The following is a 16,521-nucleotide window of genomic DNA, read 5'->3' as shown; positions in this document are numbered from 1 at the left end:
CGGCACCTACCCTTTCCGGGGAAGAAAGCGGAATTCGTCTTCCGGGAATCCGGAGAGGGCGACTTCCGCCAGAGCGAGGGCATAGGCCGACGACAGTTCACGACCTTTGGCCAATGCTTGATAGAAACCGCGGGTGAAAGCGAGCGCGCACTCGTCGCCCAGCGCCTGGGTCGAACCGATCACCGCCCATGAACTCTCGGACAGCGCTTCGCCGTAGGCGCCCGTGTAACAGGAGTTGAGGACCACGCACTTGAGTGCGGTGTCCGAGTCCGCCGCCTCGAACGCGCGACCGAGGGCCCGGGCGGACACGGGGGCGGACCCGCCCAGCGCATCCTCGAAGATCAGCATTCCGTCCACACTTCCGTGGCCGGAGAAATGCACGACGTCGGGCCGTGCGTCCAGCAGCGCGGGCAGCACGTCGGTGGCACGCGCCGCCGGGCATACCGTCACGTCCAGCCGGGCCGGCTCCCGGATCTCCCGCAGGATGCGCTCCTCGGCCTGCAGACGCAGCCGCGCACGGTCCGTGGGATCGGCCAGGAAGACCAGCACACGCAGCGGACCAGGGGTTTCAACCGATCCTGGCCCGGATCCGGGCGCCGTTGCGGCAACCTCCCCCGCCAGGTGCGCGAGCGTCGGCTCACCCGGAAACCGAGCCGCGGCGGCCGCGACCGTCTCCTGAAGGGAGTGCGGCTCGAAGGCGCCCCGGTACATCTCGGTGAACGCCCCGAACCACCAGTGGGAGGGCGCCTGGGAGCCGAAGGCGGGCAGCCGGGCCGGGTCCACTCCGAGCGGCACGAGCAGCGCTGACGCACTGATGCCGTCGGGGAACAACCGACCGAAAAGATCAAGTACCGTGGAATCGATCAGTCGTCTGTACAGACTTTCCGACATGATTCCTCCCCCCTCAGGAACCCATGAAAAACGCCCCGTCCGCACACTGCGGGGCGTCACTGTGAAAGCAGCGTACCCCTAGGCCAATGGCTGATTCAGAAAAACACCGTAACCCCAACAGCCCACCGCTACTCTATGGTTGACCGGGCGGCGGGGCCATGCGTGCACAAGTCCGCTCGATGGCATCCAGGGTGGGGGATGGGGCGGAAGTGGCACCGGAAATTCTGGAGCTGTACCTGACCGGGGGGTCCGGCACAGCGAAGCAGCCGTATCACGTCTTCTTCGACGGCCGGCAGACAATTCGAAATGGCGTTCGCCTGCGGTACGGCCACAATCAGAAGAACGAGACAGTGGTACAGAAGAGCGTGCCCGCGGGCAGCACCGCACAGACGCTGATCGCCCGCGAGGCCCGCCTCGGCCGAAGACTTCAGGACGCCGGGGCAAGATCGTATCCATCGCAGCTGAGCCGCTGCGTCGGCGCCGACCCGGACGGGCCGCACCCTTTCACACTGATGACGTGCCGTGGCGCCACACTGCGCGAACTCCTGGAGAACGGACAGCTGCCGCTGTCCCCGGCGGGCGTCAACCAGGCGGTCACCGACCTGCTCACCGGCCTCGCCTTCCTGCACACCGACCGGATCGTGCACACCAGGATCGACCTGGACAGCCTCCGCTGGGACGGCACCGGCCTGCAGATCTGCGACTTCGGTCATGCGGTGACCGAAGCCCGGACCCGCTCCCTGCCCGACCTCCCCGCGCCATGGAATCCGCCCCGCCCCGCCCGGTCGACGGTCGCGCACCCTGCCGACGACATCTACACGGCGGCACTCGCCGTGTTCCAACTGGCCACCGGCGAGGCGCTGCACACCGCGCAGGGCGAGCCCGAGACGTCCGAGGGCATGCGGGCCCGGCTCGCGCTTCAGGACGCCGTCCTCCAGGACCTGCTGCGGCACTGGGACCGCCGATCCGGCCGCGCGTCGGACCACGCGTTCGCCGACTCCCCCGAGCACCGGCCCGACGCGCGCACCATGCTGCTGAGGTGGCAGCCACCGGCTCCCCCGCATCCCGTCCCCCGTCCGGACGTGGACCTCCGCGAAACCCGCGCCCGTGAGGACTTCACCCGGCTGCGTATGCACCAACGGGCCTTCGTGCCGCCTCCGTTGCCCGACCTGCCGGCGCAGGAGGGCGGCCCGCTGCGCCGCGGGGCGGACAACAAGTTCGTCGTGTCCACCCCTCTCGCGTACACCATGGCCGCGGCGTTCGGAATCGCCCTCGTGACGCTACTGCTCATGCTGGTGGTCTGAGATGGCGCACGCCTTCTGGCAGAACACGCCCGCATCGAACGGCAGGAACAGACGGGTCCGACTCATCTGCCCCATCTGCCTCCACGACATCCGGAACTGGTCCACCCTGCCGCTGGCCATGCTCACGGACGACGGCCAGGAGATCAGCCTGGTGCGTGGCCCCGCCGAGGGCGCCGAGTCCTGGGCGCAGCGGCTGGCCACCGCCTATCGCAGGTGTCCTGGCGGGGACGCCGGTGAACCCCACTTCCTGCCCCAGGCGTACGGCGAGTACCGGCGCGTGGTGGTGGGAGTGATCGGGGCCAGCCAGGCGGGCAAGACGCACCTGCTCGCCGCCATGATCGGACACCTGCTCCGCAGCGAGGCGCGGCTGCGGCGCATCGGGCTCCAGGTGGATCCGCTCGACCTGCGCATCCACCAGCGGTACATGAAGCAGATCGTCGAACCGTTCCTGGCCCACCGCCGGGGCCTGCCCGCCACACCCCGCGAGGCGATCGAGTTCACCGACGCCCTCAAGATCACCAATCTGCGCGCGGGGGTCCGCCACGCGGTCTCCTTCTTCGACGTCGCGGGCGAGATGCTGGAAAGCGCCGACGACAGCGCTCGCTTCCTCGGCGCGGTGGACGCGCTGCTCTTCGTGGTCGACCCGACGGCCATCCCCCGGATGACCCGGCGGGACGTCCCCACCATCAGTGACAACGCCTTCGACCATGTGCTCAGCCGGCTCGCCGGACGGCCCGGCGCCCACGGGGAGTTCCTGCCGTTCCCGGCCGCGGTCGTGGTGGCCAAGGCCGACATGCTGGAGTTCGGCGCCGAGCCGCTCCCCGGATACTGGCTGCGCCGCGACCGGCAGGAAGCGGACGAGGAACTCGATCTCTCCTCCGTCGAGGGCGAGAGCTCCGACGCCTTCGCCTTTCTCGCCGGCCGCCGCGCCGAGGCCTGGCTGCGGCCGGCGATGCGCTGTTACCGCAGCACGCTGCACTTCGCCTCCGCGACCAACTCCGCACTGTCCGGGGACCGTTACCCGGAACTGGCCTTCCGGCAACGGCGCGTGCTCAAACCGCTGCTGTCCCTGTTGGCGATGGCGGACGTGCTCGATCACCGACTCCTGCGACCCGGGGATGACGATGCTGGGTGAGACCGCACGGAACGAGGGCCGGCTGCATCAGATCGTCTTCCGCTGGAGCGAGCAGTCGCTCAGCGGTCACCGGGGTCTGGGTCCGGTGGCCAGCTCGCTCGGCCCCGAGCAGGTCACCCAGTGGGAGCACCGGCTCCAGGACATGATCTGGGCGGCGCCGGCCGAGGACGCGGCGGTGGCGTACCTGGAGTTCGGCGACGAGGCGGCCGTGATCAGGCGGGTGCCCGCGTCCGACACGACGGGCCGCGAGTCGACCCTCGCCCATGTCATCGTCGGCCCCGGGCTGGACCCCGCCCTGGCACTCGCGCTGAGCCGTTCCGGCTGGCCCGGCTGGATCGGCGTCGGGCACGAACCGATGGACAGCAGCCTTCCGCCACTGTGGATCGATGACCTTCGCGCGGCCGCGGTGTCCGGCGCGGAGGGGCCGGACGGTCTGCGCGCGGGCGCGGCCGCGCTGGCCGGCCCGGTACTGGCCGACGTGGTCACGGCGGCGTTCACGGATCCCCGGGCGGAGCTCACGGTGATCGCGCCCGGTCGTGACCCGGCCGCCGTCATGTTCGCGATCCTGGAGCTGCTGGGCGACGTGATTCCCGGCCCGTTCACCTTCTCCACCTTCGAGGCCACGGACACCGGAGCGGGCCGGCCACGGGTCGTCTTCCTCGCCGACCGGCCGCAGTTCTCGCTGCGCACCTCCGCGCGCCGCAGGGTGCCGCTGCCCGAGCCCGGCGCGCCCCCGCCGCCCGCGTCAGACGCCTTCGACGCCTTCGACGCCCCTGACGAACTGGCGGTCTTCGCCCTGGCCTGGTGCCGGGTCCACCGGGGACGGGGCAGCACGGGTCTGCGACCGCTGTTGCCGGACCGGCCCCTCACCACCCCGAAGGAGGTGCGGTCCTGGCTGCGCTCGGAGGCCGTCGTCAACGGCGTGCTCGCCGACCCCGTCGACCTGCTCCGGCGTGCCGGTGAGGGCGACGTCACGGCGCAGGAGGCACGGCTGCTGGACGACGGTCTCACCGGGCTGGACCTGGACGAGGCGCTCACCCGCCTTCCGGACGCGGCTCTGCGGGAGTTGTCCCTTGCGTGGCATGTGCAATCGCCCCCCTACGAGCGCTGGCCCGCGCTCGGGCGCCGCGTCCACGACGCGCTTCTCCTGGTGGTGCTCTCGGCCTGGAAGAAGGACGACGCCATCGCCCTGATCGAGGCGGTGGGTGACCGCGAAACGGTCGCGACCCGGCTGGTGACGGGTCCCGAACCGGGCGGCGGCGAGCGCCGCGGTCGCCGCCTGCGTCGGGTCCGGCGGCGGACCGGGCCGCAGCCCCGCCTCGCGCCCGCGCCGCAGTGCCTGCCCGCGGTCGTAGTGGCCTGCCGCGCGATCGGGCTCGACGAGCATCAGCTCCATGAGGTGCTCGCCTCGGTACTGCGCCCCGTCGCGCCGACGGACCTGGTGCGGTGGATCGAGGACCATGCCTCATCCTCGCCCTCTGCGGTCGGGACGGTCATCCACGCCCTCCCCGTCCCCCTCGCCTCCCGCGGGAAGAGGGACATCGCGGGGTACGACGCCTTCGCCGCGGCCGGCGCCCTGACCACGGCCGTGGACGCGGTCGCGGTCGCCGATGAGATGCCGTACCCGCCGGCCGATGTGCTGCGTCGCCTGCTGGTGCAGTTCGCCGACGGTGGTCTCGACGACGCGGGCCGTCTGGAGCAGCTGCTCGGGAACGCGGGCCAGGCGCTGCGGCCGGCGCTCATCGGCGCCCTGTGGGCCCTCGTGACGGACCGGCGGACCCATCGGCGTCTCGGCCGGCTGGTCATCCACGAGTACTTCGCCTCGCACGACATCGTCCTGCCCGTCGAACCCGAGCGGCGGCCAAGGCGTCCCGTGCGCGGCGGCGCCCGGCCCGAGGTCCGTGACTGGTTCGCCCTGGGCCTGGTGGGTGTGGGGATTTCCACGATCGTCGCCGCGGTGGCGCTGCTGATCGTGCTCGTCAGTGTGTGACGCCGTGGTGGGCGAACAGGGAGAAAGAGAACAGTGACAGACAACCGGACCGGTCATGACCAACTGGCCCGAGCAGCCACACGACTGGAGTCCTACCGGCGGCACTGCGACACCACCGGCTCGGGTGTCCTCGCGGGCCTGGCCGCGGAGCTGCGCCAGGGGGGCGGCAGTCTCATGGGCACCGATCTCGCCGTGGCCTATCCGGCGGAGTCCCTCCTGTCCCCGTCCGCCGACTCGGGCCTGCTGGTACGCACGGTGGAACTGCTGCGGGACGTCCTGCTGTTCGCGCCGGTGGCCTTCACCTGGTACCGGCTGTCCGACGCACTGGGCGCCTATCGCTCGTCGGACAGCAAGGACTCGTTCTTCACGGCCTGGCAGAACGGAATCGGGGACGTCCCCACGCTGGATGCGACGGCGTCCGACGTCACGTGGATCGTGCTGGTGGTCATCGCGCTGACAGCCCTCATCCATGTGGTCGGCCGACGGGCGGACCGGCGGGCGAACCTGTCCGACGCGCTCACCCGGGACCTCGCCTCGGCCACGTTGCTCGTCAGCGTGCACACCAGGGCGGGCGATCAGACGGGGGTGTCGGTCAGGACGCTGAACCAGATCGGCACACAGATCGCCCGCAGCAGCGACGCACTACAGGTCGGTATGTCGGGCGCGGCCACGGCGATCACACAGGCGATGACCACGGGCCCGGTGGCCGGCCTTCAGACGGCCCTCGACGAGTGGCGACGCTCCACCGCCCAACTCGCCGCTGTGGCACAGTCGTTGCAGGCTCCACAGCAGACGCTGGACCGCATCACGACGTTGCAGACCGCGCTCGGCCAGCAGTTGCAGGCGCTCGGCAAACGACTGGAGTCTCTGGTCGGCGAACTCGCCGAGGCCACCTCGGCAAACCGCGAGCACGCCCACTCGTACAGTCTCGTCTCCGACCAGGTGTCGGCCGCGACGTCCGAGGTGGGCACGGCACTGACCACTCTGAACGACCGGGCCGAGGTCTTCGGTGAGATCGTCGACCGGCTGCGCTACATGATCGCGGCACTCGACGGCGAGGGCGACCGGCGCTGGGACGGCAGGGCGTTCGACAACGTACCGCCGGTGGAACGATGACGAGGCGGGGCGAGGGGCGCCGCACCTCGCGGCACAGCGGCACGGCCGTGCTGGCGGGATGGCTTTTCGCGGATCTGCTGCTGATGCTGTTCCTGGTGGCGATGGCTTCCGTCCCGGCGGATCCCAGCCGGGTCAAGGGTTCCCCGACCGCGAGCCCGAGCGGCACCCCGCCGACCGGGAGTCCGAGCGCGAGCCCCAGCGGGTCGCCGCGGCCCGAGGGCCTCGATCCGGACTACATCAAGGTGGAGATCAAGATCAGTCCCGACTCGGTACGGGACCACGACACCTCGCAGCTGCGGAAGCGTCTCACCGAGGAGCTGGCCCGCAAGAACCCGAAGGGCCTGCCGGTGGGGTTCGTGCTGGTCTTCGCCTCCGGGCCGAACAGCCTCGTGGGGCAGTCCCAGGCGATCGACACCGCCGAGACGGTGGTGAGCGACCTGCGCGACAAGGAGCCCGGCTTCGCCAGATCGGCTGGCCTCGGCTACTGGGAGGCGCCGGGCGGCTACTTCGACTTCAAGATCTTCCTCCTGCGCTGACACCGGGGCGGCGGCCGGGGCGGGCGCGCCGCGGAGCGAGGCGGAGGCGCTCCTCCTGAGCGGGGTGCCGGGGAAACACCGTCCGCACAGGCTCGTTGACATCCTTGGTTCGGCCAGGTGGTCGCGGACGATCGCCCGCAGTTCCTCGTCGGTCATGTCGTCCGCACCTCGGAGCCCTGAGCCCACAGGAGACGGAGATCAAACCTTCACGTGCCGGGCCAGCCAGGACATCATGTCCCTGAGCTCCCCGATCGCTTCGAGGACGACGTCCACCGCCTCCGGGGTGTGCAGCCAGGCCTCGCATCCCAGCGGTCGAGCGGCGATCAGCGAGCGGTGCATCAGGAGTTCGGCGCGGGGATGATCAGCTGGGTAGTCCCGGGGAACCCGCTTCATGAGATCACCCGTGACCCCGTAGTTCCGGTCTCTCAAATCCTCGACGACGGCGACAAGTCTTCGACCACTGTCTTCCGCGGCCACCGCCTGCCGGAACCTTTTGATCTGCTCGGGAACCGGGTACCACCAGGCCCCTTGGATCCGCAGGCCGTCGAGATCGAAGCGGAGGCCCATTTCTACATTGCGCGCGAGCCGGATCACCGCGCCCTGGTGTTGCCACCACCAGGGATTCGTGCGGTAGTGCCAGACGGAGAAGTCCTCGTATTCCAGGTTCGTATCCGCGACTTCGTTCAGCAGCGCGATCATCGGCTGCCGTACCAGCCGCTCGCGATCCTCTCGGCACTCCTCGCGCAGAGCCTGCGAAGGCTCGCCCTGCAACCGCATCAGGACGTCGAACGCCCCCTCGGGCCATCCCGCGAAAGGTCCGCGCATGCGGGTACTTTAGCCCGCGCCCGCGGCCCTGCGCCGTGGGAGCGCGCAGGGCGACGAGATGGGGCGGCGGGGTGAGTTCCGCCATCGTGCCCAGCGGGTCGGTGCGGACCAGTCCGTGCATGGGACGCGCTCGGTCCGTACCCCCACGGCCGGCGCCGACCGACAGCTGCGCTCGTCGTCTTACTCGAAGTGCCCCTCCCCTGAGACCTCGGCGTGCCCCTCCCCGGAGACCTCGGCGTGCACGTACGCGACGGCGAGGGCCGGCGCGACCCGCACCGGCGCCGAACCCCAGCCGAGATCCTCGCTCCGGATCACACCGAACGTGAGTCCGCCGGGCGCCGTCGGAGAAGTGCGCGGTGTGCGCGGCATCTCCGAGGAGCACCAGGTTGTCGTGCCGCCACACCCGGCTGTGGACCACCCGGAGGTCTTCACGAACGGGAAGGTGATTCGCTCCGTCGGCGCCACCGTCCCGTCCCGGATGAATCTTGCCGAACCTCGCCGATCCCGGTCCCGGAAATCTCCCCGCGCGCGTCCCTGGTCTCCGATCCGACACCTTCGGGAGCCACGCCGAACCGATGACCGGAGCACAGCCGCGCCGAGTCCGCCATGGTGGCGAAAGTCGAGCCGCAACCGCCGCCGCAGCCTGCTCCTGGAGGATGTCCAGCAGCACACGCCGGGCGACGGCCGTGAACCCGTACCCGCCATACCGAGGTTCCCGCCCGCCGACGCGAACCTCCATGTCACGCCACGAGCGGCCGGCCGCGACGATCCGGTCATGCGTCTCGCGGTGCGGATCAAGCCCGCCTTCCAGCGCTCCGACGAACGTCACCGGAGACCGATGTGGTGATCCTTCCAGGCGCGTTCACTGGTTGCCCGATTTGCGACATACGATTTGCATCCCTGCCTACAGCCGCGCTCGGGGCGGGATCCCGAGCCGGTTTCGCCCGCCCTTGGACATGCCGCCGAACACCGGCACGATCAAGGCGCGCGCCTCGTCGTCCGCGTCGGTCGCCGCGCCCGCCTCGGGCACCCGCAGCGGCACGCCGTAGCGCACGGACAGCGAGAGGTCGTTGCCGAACAGGGCGCCGCAGCAAGCCCCCTGCAACTCGCCGGTCACTGCCGCGCACCAGCCGGTGCCGGGGGCCGCGCGAGCTGCCGGAGGACGCGAATGAGCCAAGTCACCTCGGGAGATCAGCGATCGGTGGATCCAACCTCAAAAGCCCGAGCACAAATTCCACACATCCCCCTCTTCATAACGGCCCCAATGGTCTAGATTGACCGTGCTTCAGCTGTTCGGACACGAGGCGACCATTAATGATCTATAGGTCCGGCGCTACGGAAAGCCAGCAGCCGCATCACCGGCGCCGGACGTGGGGGTGATCAGTTCCTCGAGCCCGTGACGGGTCTTGGGTGCGGGGAGCACCCGAGGTTTCGACGGGTTCCCGCGCACCTCGAGAGTCCGGCAGATCGAGCAAGTCCGCTGCCGCCAGGGTGAGTTGTTCAAGCAGCCCTGAAGCAGCCGGGCTGTCATGCGGGGCGGGAATCTCTCGGAGGAGGACAGTGCGGCAGTGCGGGAGGCGGGGGCCTCCCGAGGGAGGACCAGTGCGGGAGGCGGGGGCCTCCCGGAGGGGGGAGGCACAGTGTTGGGCGAACACGTCGAGCCACTGGGAACCTGGGGGGTTCTGTGCGGCAAGGGGGACTAGTCAGCCCGTTTCCGTCGGCGCGCGGGCGTCTGGAGAACGGCGCGATCGGACAGCCCGCGATCGAATGGGAGCAGCGGTACCGCCGCGCCGTGATCACCAGCGATACGGTGGCCACCGCATTCGTGGTGGCGGCGATCGGCAACTTCTTCGGGGCCCGGGACGCGGCCAACTGGCACGAGAAGTGGGGAATCCTCGCGTTCGGCACCGAGCTGCTGGTGCTGGGGGCTCTTGCGGTGAGCCGGTCGTGGGCTCCGGCCGTACTCGGCCAGGGCGCCGAGGAATTCCGCCGGCTCGGGCGCTCACTGTTCACGGCGACCGTCGTGCTGGCGCTCGGCGGGATCGCCCTCACCTCGCGCAACATCAAGCTCTGGATCTTCGTCGCGATCCCCGCGATCGCGCTGATCACCATGACCGCGCGGTATCTGCTGCGCCTTTGGCTGCACAAGCAGCGAAAGGAAGGGCGGTGTCTGCGACCGGTGCTCGCCGCCGGGAGTCTGGCCACCGTCCGCGACCTGATCACCCGGACCCGCAAGTTCCCGCACCTCGGCTGGCGGGTGGACGCGGTGTGCACGACGGACGGTCTCGGGGCCGACGGTGACCAACTGGACGGAGTGCGGGTCGTCGGCCGGCTGACGGACGTCGCGGGCCACGTCCACCGCGACGGCTACCGTGTCGTCGCGGTCACACCGGACCCGCACTGGTCACCGGACCGGCTGCAGCGGCTGGCCTGGAATCTCGAGGGCAGCGACGCCGAGATGATCGTGGCCCCCGTGCTCATGGAGGTGGCCGGTCCGCGGCTGCACATAGACGCGGTGCTCGGGATCCCTCTGCTGCGGGTCAGCATGCCCACCTTCACCGGGGGCCGCCGGGCGGTCAAAGGGGTCGTCGACCGAATAGGCGCGACGATCCTGCTGATGCTGTTCGCACCGCTGATGGTCTTCGTCGGGCTGCTCGTGCTGCTGGACAGCCGCGGTGGGGCGTTCTACCGCCAGCGCAGGGTGGGCAAGGGCGGCCGCGAGTTCACCATTCTCAAGTTCCGCACCATGGTCGTGGGGGCTGACAGGGCACGTGCCGGGCTGGCCGACCGCAACGAGGGCGCCGGCCTGCTGTTCAAACTCCGCCGGGATCCGCGGGTGACCCGGGTGGGAGCGGTGCTGCGCCGGTACTCGATCGACGAGCTCCCACAGCTTTTCAACGTGCTCACCGGATCGATGTCGCTCGTCGGTCCGCGGCCTCCGTTACCGGAGGAGTCCGCCGCGTACGGCCCGGACATCCGGCGCCGTCTGCTGGTCAAGCCCGGACTCACCGGCCTGTGGCAGATCAGCGGACGCAGCGACCTGTCGTGGGAGGAGGCGATCCGGCTGGACCTGCGGTACGTGGAGGACTGGTCGCTCGCCCTGGACACAGTGATCTTGTGGAAGACGCTGCGTGCGGTGCTCTACGGGCAGGGGGCCTACTGATGCGCCGGAGTCGCCGTCCGGCCGACGCGCGGACCGCAGGCCCGAAGGGCCTGCCTGGGGGGAGGAACGGATCATGAGGATCAGCGTTTTCGGGCTCGGCTACGTGGGCTGCGTGTCGGCCGCGTGCCTGGCCAGCATGGGCCACGAGGTCATCGGGGTGGACGTGAACCAGGTGAAGGTCGACCTGGTCAACGACGGCAAGGCCCCGGTGGTCGAGGAGCGGATCGGCGAGCTCATCGCCGAGGTCGTGCGGACCGGAGCGTTACGCGCCACCGGCGACGTCCGCGAGGCGATCATGGGCAGCGAGGTGTCGCTCGTCTGCGTGGGCACGCCGTCGGAGCCCAACGGCAGCCTGTGCACCACGTACTTGGAACGGGTCACCGAGCAGATCGGCGCCGCGCTGGCGGAGCGGGGCGGACGGCACACCGTCGTGTTCCGCAGCACCATGCTCCCGGGCACCTGCCTGAACCTGCTGGTACCGATCCTGGAGAAGTCCGTCGGCGGCATGGCCGGGGTGGACATCGGGGTCGCGGTCAACCCGGAGTTCCTGCGTGAGGGCACGAGCGTGCGGGACTTCTTCGACCCGCCCAAGACGGTCATCGGCGAGCTCGACCCGGCCAGCGGCGATGCGGTGATGGCGCTCTACGACGGCTTGCCCGGCGAGGTGTTCCGGGTGCCGGTCCCGACGGCCGAGGCCATCAAGTACGCGGACAACGCGTTCCACGGACTCAAGATCGGCTTCGCGAACGAGCTGGGCTCGGTGTGCCAGGCGCTCGGGGTGGACTCGCACCAGGTGATGGACGTGTTCCTGGCCGACCGCAAGCTGAACATCAGCCCCGCCTACCTGCGGCCCGGCTTCGCCTTCGGTGGCTCCTGTCTGCCCAAGGACCTGCGCAGCCTGGTCCACGCGGCACAGCGGGCCGACGTCTCGGTGCCCATCCTGGCCCATGTGCTGGCCTCCAACTCCGACCATCTCCAGCGCGCGGTGGACCTGGTCGAGCGCACCGGCAAACGCCGGGTCGGCCTGTTCGGGCTGTCCTTCAAGCCCGGCACCGACGACCTCCGCGAGAGCCCGCTCGTCGAACTGGCGGAGAGGCTCTTCGGCAAGGGTTACGACCTGCGGATCCACGACGCCAACGTGAGCCTCTCCCGGCTGCTCGGCGCGAACCGCGAGTACGTCGAGACCCGGCTGCCGCACCTCGCGCAGCTCCTCGCGGATTCCGTCGACGAGGTGCTCGAACACGCCGAGGTGTGCCTGGTCGGAACCAGGGATCCGGCCGTGCTGTCGGCGCTGCCCCATGGCGGCGACGGCCCGGTGATCGTCGACCTCATCCACCTTCCCGACGCCGAGGCGCGCCGGGCCGAACCGGGGTACATGGGCCTTGCTTGGTAACGCGACCGGAGGCGACCGGCCGGACCGGCGTGCGCTGATCCTGGTGGAGAACCTGTCGGTGCCGTTCGACCGGAGAGTGTGGCAGGAGTGCACGACGCTGCGCGACGCGGGCTGGACGGTGCACGTCATCTGTCCCCAGGGCAGTAAACGGGACACGGAGGCGGAGGCGGAGATCGACGGGGTGCGGATCCACCGCTACCCGTTGCGCGCGGCCACCGGCGGGCCGGCCGGCTACCTGCGGGAGTACGGATCGGCGCTGTGGCATACCTTCCGGCTTGCCCGGAAGGTCGGCCCGGTCGACGTGGTCCACGCCTGCAACCCGCCCGACCTGCTGTTCCTGCCGGCGCTGTGGCTGAAGCGGCGCGGAGCGCGGTTCGTCTTCGACCAGCACGACCTGGTACCCGAGCTGTACCTCTCCCGCTTCGACCGCGGCGAGGATCTGCTCTACCGCGCCGTGTGCGCGCTCGAACGGCGGACCTACCGGGCCGCTGACGTCGTGCTCGCCACGAACGAGAGCTACCGGGACGTCGCGGTGCGCCGCGGCGGCCGGCGGCCGGAGGACGTCTTCGTGGTGCGCAGCGCGCCCGACATCGACCGGTTCCACCCCGTGCCGCCCGAGCCGGAGCTGAAGCGCGGCAAGCCTCATCTGCTGTGTTACCTCGGCGTCATGGGCCCGCAGGACGGGGTCGACTACGCCCTGCGGGCCCTCGCGAAGCTGCGCGACGAGCTCGGGCGCACCGACTGGCATGCGGTGTTCGTCGGCGCCGGCGACACCTTCGACGCGATGGTGGAGCTGTCCCGGGAGCTCGGGCTCTCGGAGCAGGTGCAGTTCACCGGGCGCGTTCCGGACGCCGATCTGGTGCGCTACCTGTCCACCGCGGACGTGTGCCTCTCCCCCGACCCGCACAACCCGCTCAACGACGTGTCGACCATGAACAAGGTCCTGGAGTACATGGTGATGGGCCGGCCGGTCGTCTCGTTCGACCTCCGGGAAGCACGGGTCTCCGCCGGTGACGCCGCCGTCTACGCGCCCGCCGACGACGAGGCGGAGTTCGCCGGACTCATCGCGCGGTTGCTGGACGACCCGGAGAAGCGGGCCCTGATGGGCAAGATCGGCCAGGAGCGGATCAGCGGACCGCTCTCCTGGCGGAACTCCCAGCGAGCGCTGCTCTCCGCCTACGCCGCCGCCTGCGGTGACCACACTCGGATGCCGGCGGGCGACCAGGACGAACCAGGGCGGAGGCCGCACCGTTGAACGATGACACGATACGCCTGGTCACGATCGGGCGGATCATCCGTCGGCGCTGGCGGCTTCTCACCATCCTCGCCGTGGTGGGGGCGCTCGCCGGCTACGGCACCTCCCTGCTGTTTCCGCCGCGCTACACGACATCGGCATCGGTACTGCTGCCGGGTGCGTGGGAGGAGCGCGAGCTGCTGACGCAGACAGAGGTCGCGACCAGTTCGGTGGTGGTCGACCGCGCGGCCGCCGCACTCCACTGGCATGGGGTCAGCGGCACCGAGCTCCAGGATCAGGTGAGCGCCAAGGCCGCCGACGGGAACATCATCAGGATCTCGGGCACGGCCGACACCCCGAAGCGGGCGCAGCAGCTCTCCGACCAGGTCGCCCGGCAGTTCGTCACCTTCGCCGCGCGGATCGTGGACGACAACACCGACCCCGAAGCGGCGGCGCAGCTCGAGGCACTTCAGCAGATGGTGGTCCAGACCAACCGCCGTATCACCGACCTGGCCGACGCGGCCGATCCGGGGCAGACCGTGGAGAGCGTGCAGACCCGCACCGAGCTCGAGAAACTGCGCACCTCTCTGCAGGAGGCCATCACCAAACTGGACCAGGCCGGCCCGACCGCCAACAAGGCCAACATGGTCGTCATGGGGTCGTCCGCCCGGCCGACCGGCGAGGCACCGCCGACGAGGGTGCAGCTCATCGTCGGCGGGGCGCTGCTCTTCTTCCTGCTCGCGGTCATCGGCCATCTCACCGCCGCACGGATGAGCCGCCGGCTGCGCACCGAACCGGAGATCGCCGCGGCGCTGGGCTCGACGCTGCTGGGCACCGTCGACGTACCTGGCGGACGGTCCGCGCACCGGCCGGAAGGCCGCGGCACTCGGGCCCCGATACGCCGTCTGCTGGGCGTCGACATCCGGTGGGACACACCGACCCCGCAGACCTCCGGCGACGAGGCCGCCAGACAGATCCGCTACCGGCGGGTGTGCGCCCGCCTCCGGGACCTTCTGCCGGCCCCCCGGCAGCTGCTGGTCGTCGTCCCGGACGGCGACGAGATCGCCCGCCGGGCCGCCGGCCAGCTCGTCGCCGAGGCCGAGAGCGGTCCTTCCCCGAACTCTTCGAGCGGGGAATACCCCTTGCTGCGGGTGGTGGGGGTCTCGGTGTCCCGGCCATTGGTGCCGGACCGCCACGACGAGTCCGGTGCCCTGGTCGTGCTCAGCGCGGGCAACTGGACCGCGGAGGAGCTCGCCGGCATCGCCGAGGCGTGCGCGGACGCCAAGCACGAGGTCGTCGGCATCGTCCTCGCCGGCACGGTCCGGGCCCGGGCGACGCGCTCCGCCGGCCGTCCTCGCAATGCCGCCACGCCGGCGTTCGCGGTCGGCGAAGACGCAACGGGAGGTTCAAGGTGACGACGAGTACGTCTTCGGAGTCGTCGGCCGCCGCTCCGCTGCTGGACCTGCAGGCGCTTGTGGTGGCGGTGCGGAGGCGGCGCCGCGTCTGGTGGACCATGGCGCTGCTGGGGCTGCTCGTCGGCACGGCGGTGGCGGTCCTGCTGCCGCCGCCGCCGACCGCCGTGGCCAAGGTGCTGGTCGCGCATCAGGAGGACCAGCCGAACGATCCCGGAACGCTGATCCGCACCGACGTCGGACTGCTGCAGACGACCCGGATCGCCGCCAAGGCCCTGGAGTCCCTCGGGTCCGCGGAGAAGCCGGAAGACTTCATGCGGGACTACGGGGCCGTGGGCCTGACCAACAACCTGCTGCAGATCACTGTGACCGGTGACAGCGAGGCGCAGGCCGTGGCCCGCGCCAAGGCGCTGGGCGACGCGTTCGTCGCGGACCATGTGGCGCGGATAAAGGACGCCTCCGACGCCGAGGCCAAGGCCCTGCTCGACCAGCGTGACCGGATGCAGGGCGAACTCGCCCAGGTCAACAAGGCGATCGGGGACGGATCGGCGCAGAGCGGGCCGAAGGCGTCGGCGGACCTGGAGTCGCTCTTCGCCAGCCGGGCCGAACTCACCTCACGGATCACCGATTTCAGCCAGCGCGCCGCGGAGGCCCGCATCGGCACGCCCCGGCTCGTCGCCGGCACACAGGTCGTGGACGCACCGCGCGCGGTGCGGCACTCGCTGCCCAAGACCGCTGCCACCAACGCCGTGATCGGGCTCGTCCTCGGGCTCGTCCTCGGGCTCGCGGTGGCAGCGGTCGGCACGGTGGTGGCGGACCGCCCGGTGCTCCGCCGGGAGATCGCGGCGAACCTCGGCGCCTCGGTCATCGCGGAACTGCCCGGCCGGCCGGCCGGGCTTTGGCGGCGCCGGCGGATCCGGGCAGCACGCCAACGGCTCACCACGTCCCTGGCCCGCACCGTGCGCGGCTCCGCGGAACCGGTGTCACTGCTGGAGCTGGGCTGTGCGCGCGGCACGAGCGTGATCGCCCTGGACCTCGCCAGGGCACTGGCGGCGGACGGGCCGGTGGTCGTCGTCGACGGTCTGCCCGGCCCGCAGCTCGCCAGGCGCCGCCCGAAGCCAGGAGACCCGACCGTGGTCACCGGCGAGCGTGTCTCGTCCGGGTCGCATCAGGAGCGCCTGCTCGGCGTCGGCTCGGTGGCGCCCGGCACGGCGTGGACCGACCTCCGGTACCTCGGCGCTCGGACCGTGCTCGTCGTGCGTGCCGGGCACGGTAGCGCCGCATGGCTGCACACCGTCGCGCGACAGCTCGCGGACCAGCGCATTCCGGTGATCGGTGTGGTGCTGATCGACCCCGATCCGCGTGACCGCACCGACGGCACGCTGTGGGACGGGCTGCACACCGCGCTGCGGGGCCAGACCGAGCCGCGGGCACGCCAGAACGCGGCGGGCCCGCGACGGACCGAACGGCTGCCGATGTGGGCCGGACGCGTCCCGGACAGCGACCAGGAGGCGCGCTAGAC

14 protein-coding genes are annotated in these 16,521 nt (G+C 70.7%); 10 read left to right on the top strand and 4 right to left on the bottom strand.

Annotation, left to right across the window (positions count from 1 at the left end; all coding sequences use genetic code 11):
* Positions 1–6 precede the first annotated feature (6 nt).
* Complete coding sequence (locus ACFYW8_RS21675) at positions 7–951, bottom strand: CHAT domain-containing protein (RefSeq protein WP_389078028.1); 945 nt, start codon at positions 949–951, stop codon at positions 7–9.
* A gap of 149 nt (positions 952–1,100) precedes the next feature.
* Here ACFYW8_RS21675 and ACFYW8_RS21670 point away from each other — a divergent pair, with 149 nt between their 5' ends.
* From ACFYW8_RS21670 to ACFYW8_RS21650, 5 genes are read left to right on the top strand one after another with little or no spacing between them, the layout of a single operon-like run.
* Entirely contained in the window at positions 1,101–2,195 is a 1,095-nt protein-coding gene (locus ACFYW8_RS21670; protein ID WP_389078023.1) for a hypothetical protein, read from the top strand.
* A 1-nt stretch (position 2,196) separates the two neighbouring features.
* Entirely contained in the window at positions 2,197–3,330 is a 1,134-nt protein-coding gene (locus ACFYW8_RS21665) for a hypothetical protein (protein WP_389078018.1), read from the top strand.
* Complete coding sequence (locus ACFYW8_RS21660; protein WP_389078013.1) at positions 3,314–5,320, top strand: hypothetical protein; 2,007 nt, start codon at positions 3,314–3,316, stop codon at positions 5,318–5,320. The genes ACFYW8_RS21665 and ACFYW8_RS21660 overlap by 17 nt, the downstream gene beginning before the upstream one ends.
* A gap of 33 nt (positions 5,321–5,353) precedes the next feature.
* The gene (locus ACFYW8_RS21655) at positions 5,354–6,436 is read left to right on the top strand and encodes a hypothetical protein (protein WP_389078008.1); all 1,083 of its coding nucleotides are present in this window, start codon (positions 5,354–5,356) and stop codon (positions 6,434–6,436) included.
* Positions 6,433–6,972 (top strand): hypothetical protein, encoded by a 540-nt coding sequence (locus tag ACFYW8_RS21650; RefSeq protein WP_389078003.1) that lies wholly within the window; start codon positions 6,433–6,435, stop codon positions 6,970–6,972. The genes ACFYW8_RS21655 and ACFYW8_RS21650 overlap by 4 nt, the downstream gene beginning before the upstream one ends.
* A 198-nt stretch (positions 6,973–7,170) precedes the next feature.
* Here the strand turns inward: ACFYW8_RS21650 and ACFYW8_RS21645 are convergent, their stop codons facing one another.
* From ACFYW8_RS21645 to ACFYW8_RS21635, 3 genes are all read right to left on the bottom strand, one after another.
* Complete coding sequence (locus tag ACFYW8_RS21645; RefSeq protein ID WP_389077998.1) at positions 7,171–7,797, bottom strand: DUF2461 family protein; 627 nt, start codon at positions 7,795–7,797, stop codon at positions 7,171–7,173.
* A 180-nt stretch (positions 7,798–7,977) separates the two neighbouring features.
* Positions 7,978–8,166, bottom strand: coding sequence for a hypothetical protein (locus tag ACFYW8_RS21640; protein WP_389077993.1), 189 nt, complete (start codon positions 8,164–8,166; stop codon positions 7,978–7,980).
* Positions 8,167–8,701: 535 nt separating this feature from the next.
* Positions 8,702–8,914 carry a hypothetical protein gene (locus tag ACFYW8_RS21635; protein ID WP_389077988.1) on the bottom strand — a complete coding sequence of 71 codons (213 nt, stop codon included), beginning with the start codon at positions 8,912–8,914 and terminating at the stop codon, positions 8,702–8,704.
* A gap of 567 nt (positions 8,915–9,481) precedes the next feature.
* Here ACFYW8_RS21635 and ACFYW8_RS21630 point away from each other — a divergent pair.
* From ACFYW8_RS21630 to ACFYW8_RS21610, 5 genes are all read left to right on the top strand, one after another.
* Positions 9,482–10,960 carry a sugar transferase gene (locus ACFYW8_RS21630; protein ID WP_365870499.1) on the top strand — a complete coding sequence of 493 codons (1,479 nt, stop codon included), beginning with the start codon at positions 9,482–9,484 and terminating at the stop codon, positions 10,958–10,960.
* Between the two features lie 73 nt (positions 10,961–11,033).
* A complete protein-coding gene (locus ACFYW8_RS21625; RefSeq protein ID WP_365870500.1) occupies positions 11,034–12,353 on the top strand; it encodes a nucleotide sugar dehydrogenase in 1,320 nt (439 codons plus the stop codon).
* A complete protein-coding gene (locus ACFYW8_RS21620) occupies positions 12,343–13,608 on the top strand; it encodes a glycosyltransferase family 4 protein (protein WP_389077977.1) in 1,266 nt (421 codons plus the stop codon). Before ACFYW8_RS21625 ends, ACFYW8_RS21620 begins: the two co-directional genes overlap by 11 nt.
* The gene (locus ACFYW8_RS21615; protein WP_389077972.1) at positions 13,605–15,002 is read left to right on the top strand and encodes a Wzz/FepE/Etk N-terminal domain-containing protein; all 1,398 of its coding nucleotides are present in this window, start codon (positions 13,605–13,607) and stop codon (positions 15,000–15,002) included. Before ACFYW8_RS21620 ends, ACFYW8_RS21615 begins: the two co-directional genes overlap by 4 nt.
* The gene (locus tag ACFYW8_RS21610) at positions 14,999–16,519 is read left to right on the top strand and encodes a Wzz/FepE/Etk N-terminal domain-containing protein (RefSeq protein WP_389077967.1); all 1,521 of its coding nucleotides are present in this window, start codon (positions 14,999–15,001) and stop codon (positions 16,517–16,519) included. The genes ACFYW8_RS21615 and ACFYW8_RS21610 overlap by 4 nt, the downstream gene beginning before the upstream one ends.
* Positions 16,520–16,521: the final 2 nt, after the last annotated feature.

The sequence above is a fragment of the Streptomyces sp. NPDC002742 genome (genome assembly GCF_042888885.1).
Lineage (GTDB): Bacteria > Actinomycetota > Actinomycetes > Streptomycetales > Streptomycetaceae > Streptomyces.
Note: the sequence above shows the minus strand (reverse complement) of the source record. Positions and strands in the feature narration are given on the sequence as shown.

Excerpts from the sequence above, each read along its gene's own strand:
- ACFYW8_RS21665 (WP_389078018.1), top strand. The coding sequence starts at position 2,197 with ATGGCGCACGCCTTCTGGCAGAACACGCCCGCATCGAACGGCAGGAAC.
- ACFYW8_RS21640 (WP_389077993.1), bottom strand. The coding sequence starts at position 8,166 with ATGCCGCGCACACCGCGCACTTCTCCGACGGCGCCCGGCGGACTCACG.
- ACFYW8_RS21650 (WP_389078003.1), top strand. The coding sequence starts at position 6,433 with ATGACGAGGCGGGGCGAGGGGCGCCGCACCTCGCGGCACAGCGGCACG.
- ACFYW8_RS21645 (WP_389077998.1), bottom strand. The coding sequence starts at position 7,797 with ATGCGCGGACCTTTCGCGGGATGGCCCGAGGGGGCGTTCGACGTCCTG.
- ACFYW8_RS21660 (WP_389078013.1), top strand. The coding sequence starts at position 3,314 with ATGACGATGCTGGGTGAGACCGCACGGAACGAGGGCCGGCTGCATCAG.
- ACFYW8_RS21625 (WP_365870500.1), top strand. The coding sequence starts at position 11,034 with ATGAGGATCAGCGTTTTCGGGCTCGGCTACGTGGGCTGCGTGTCGGCC.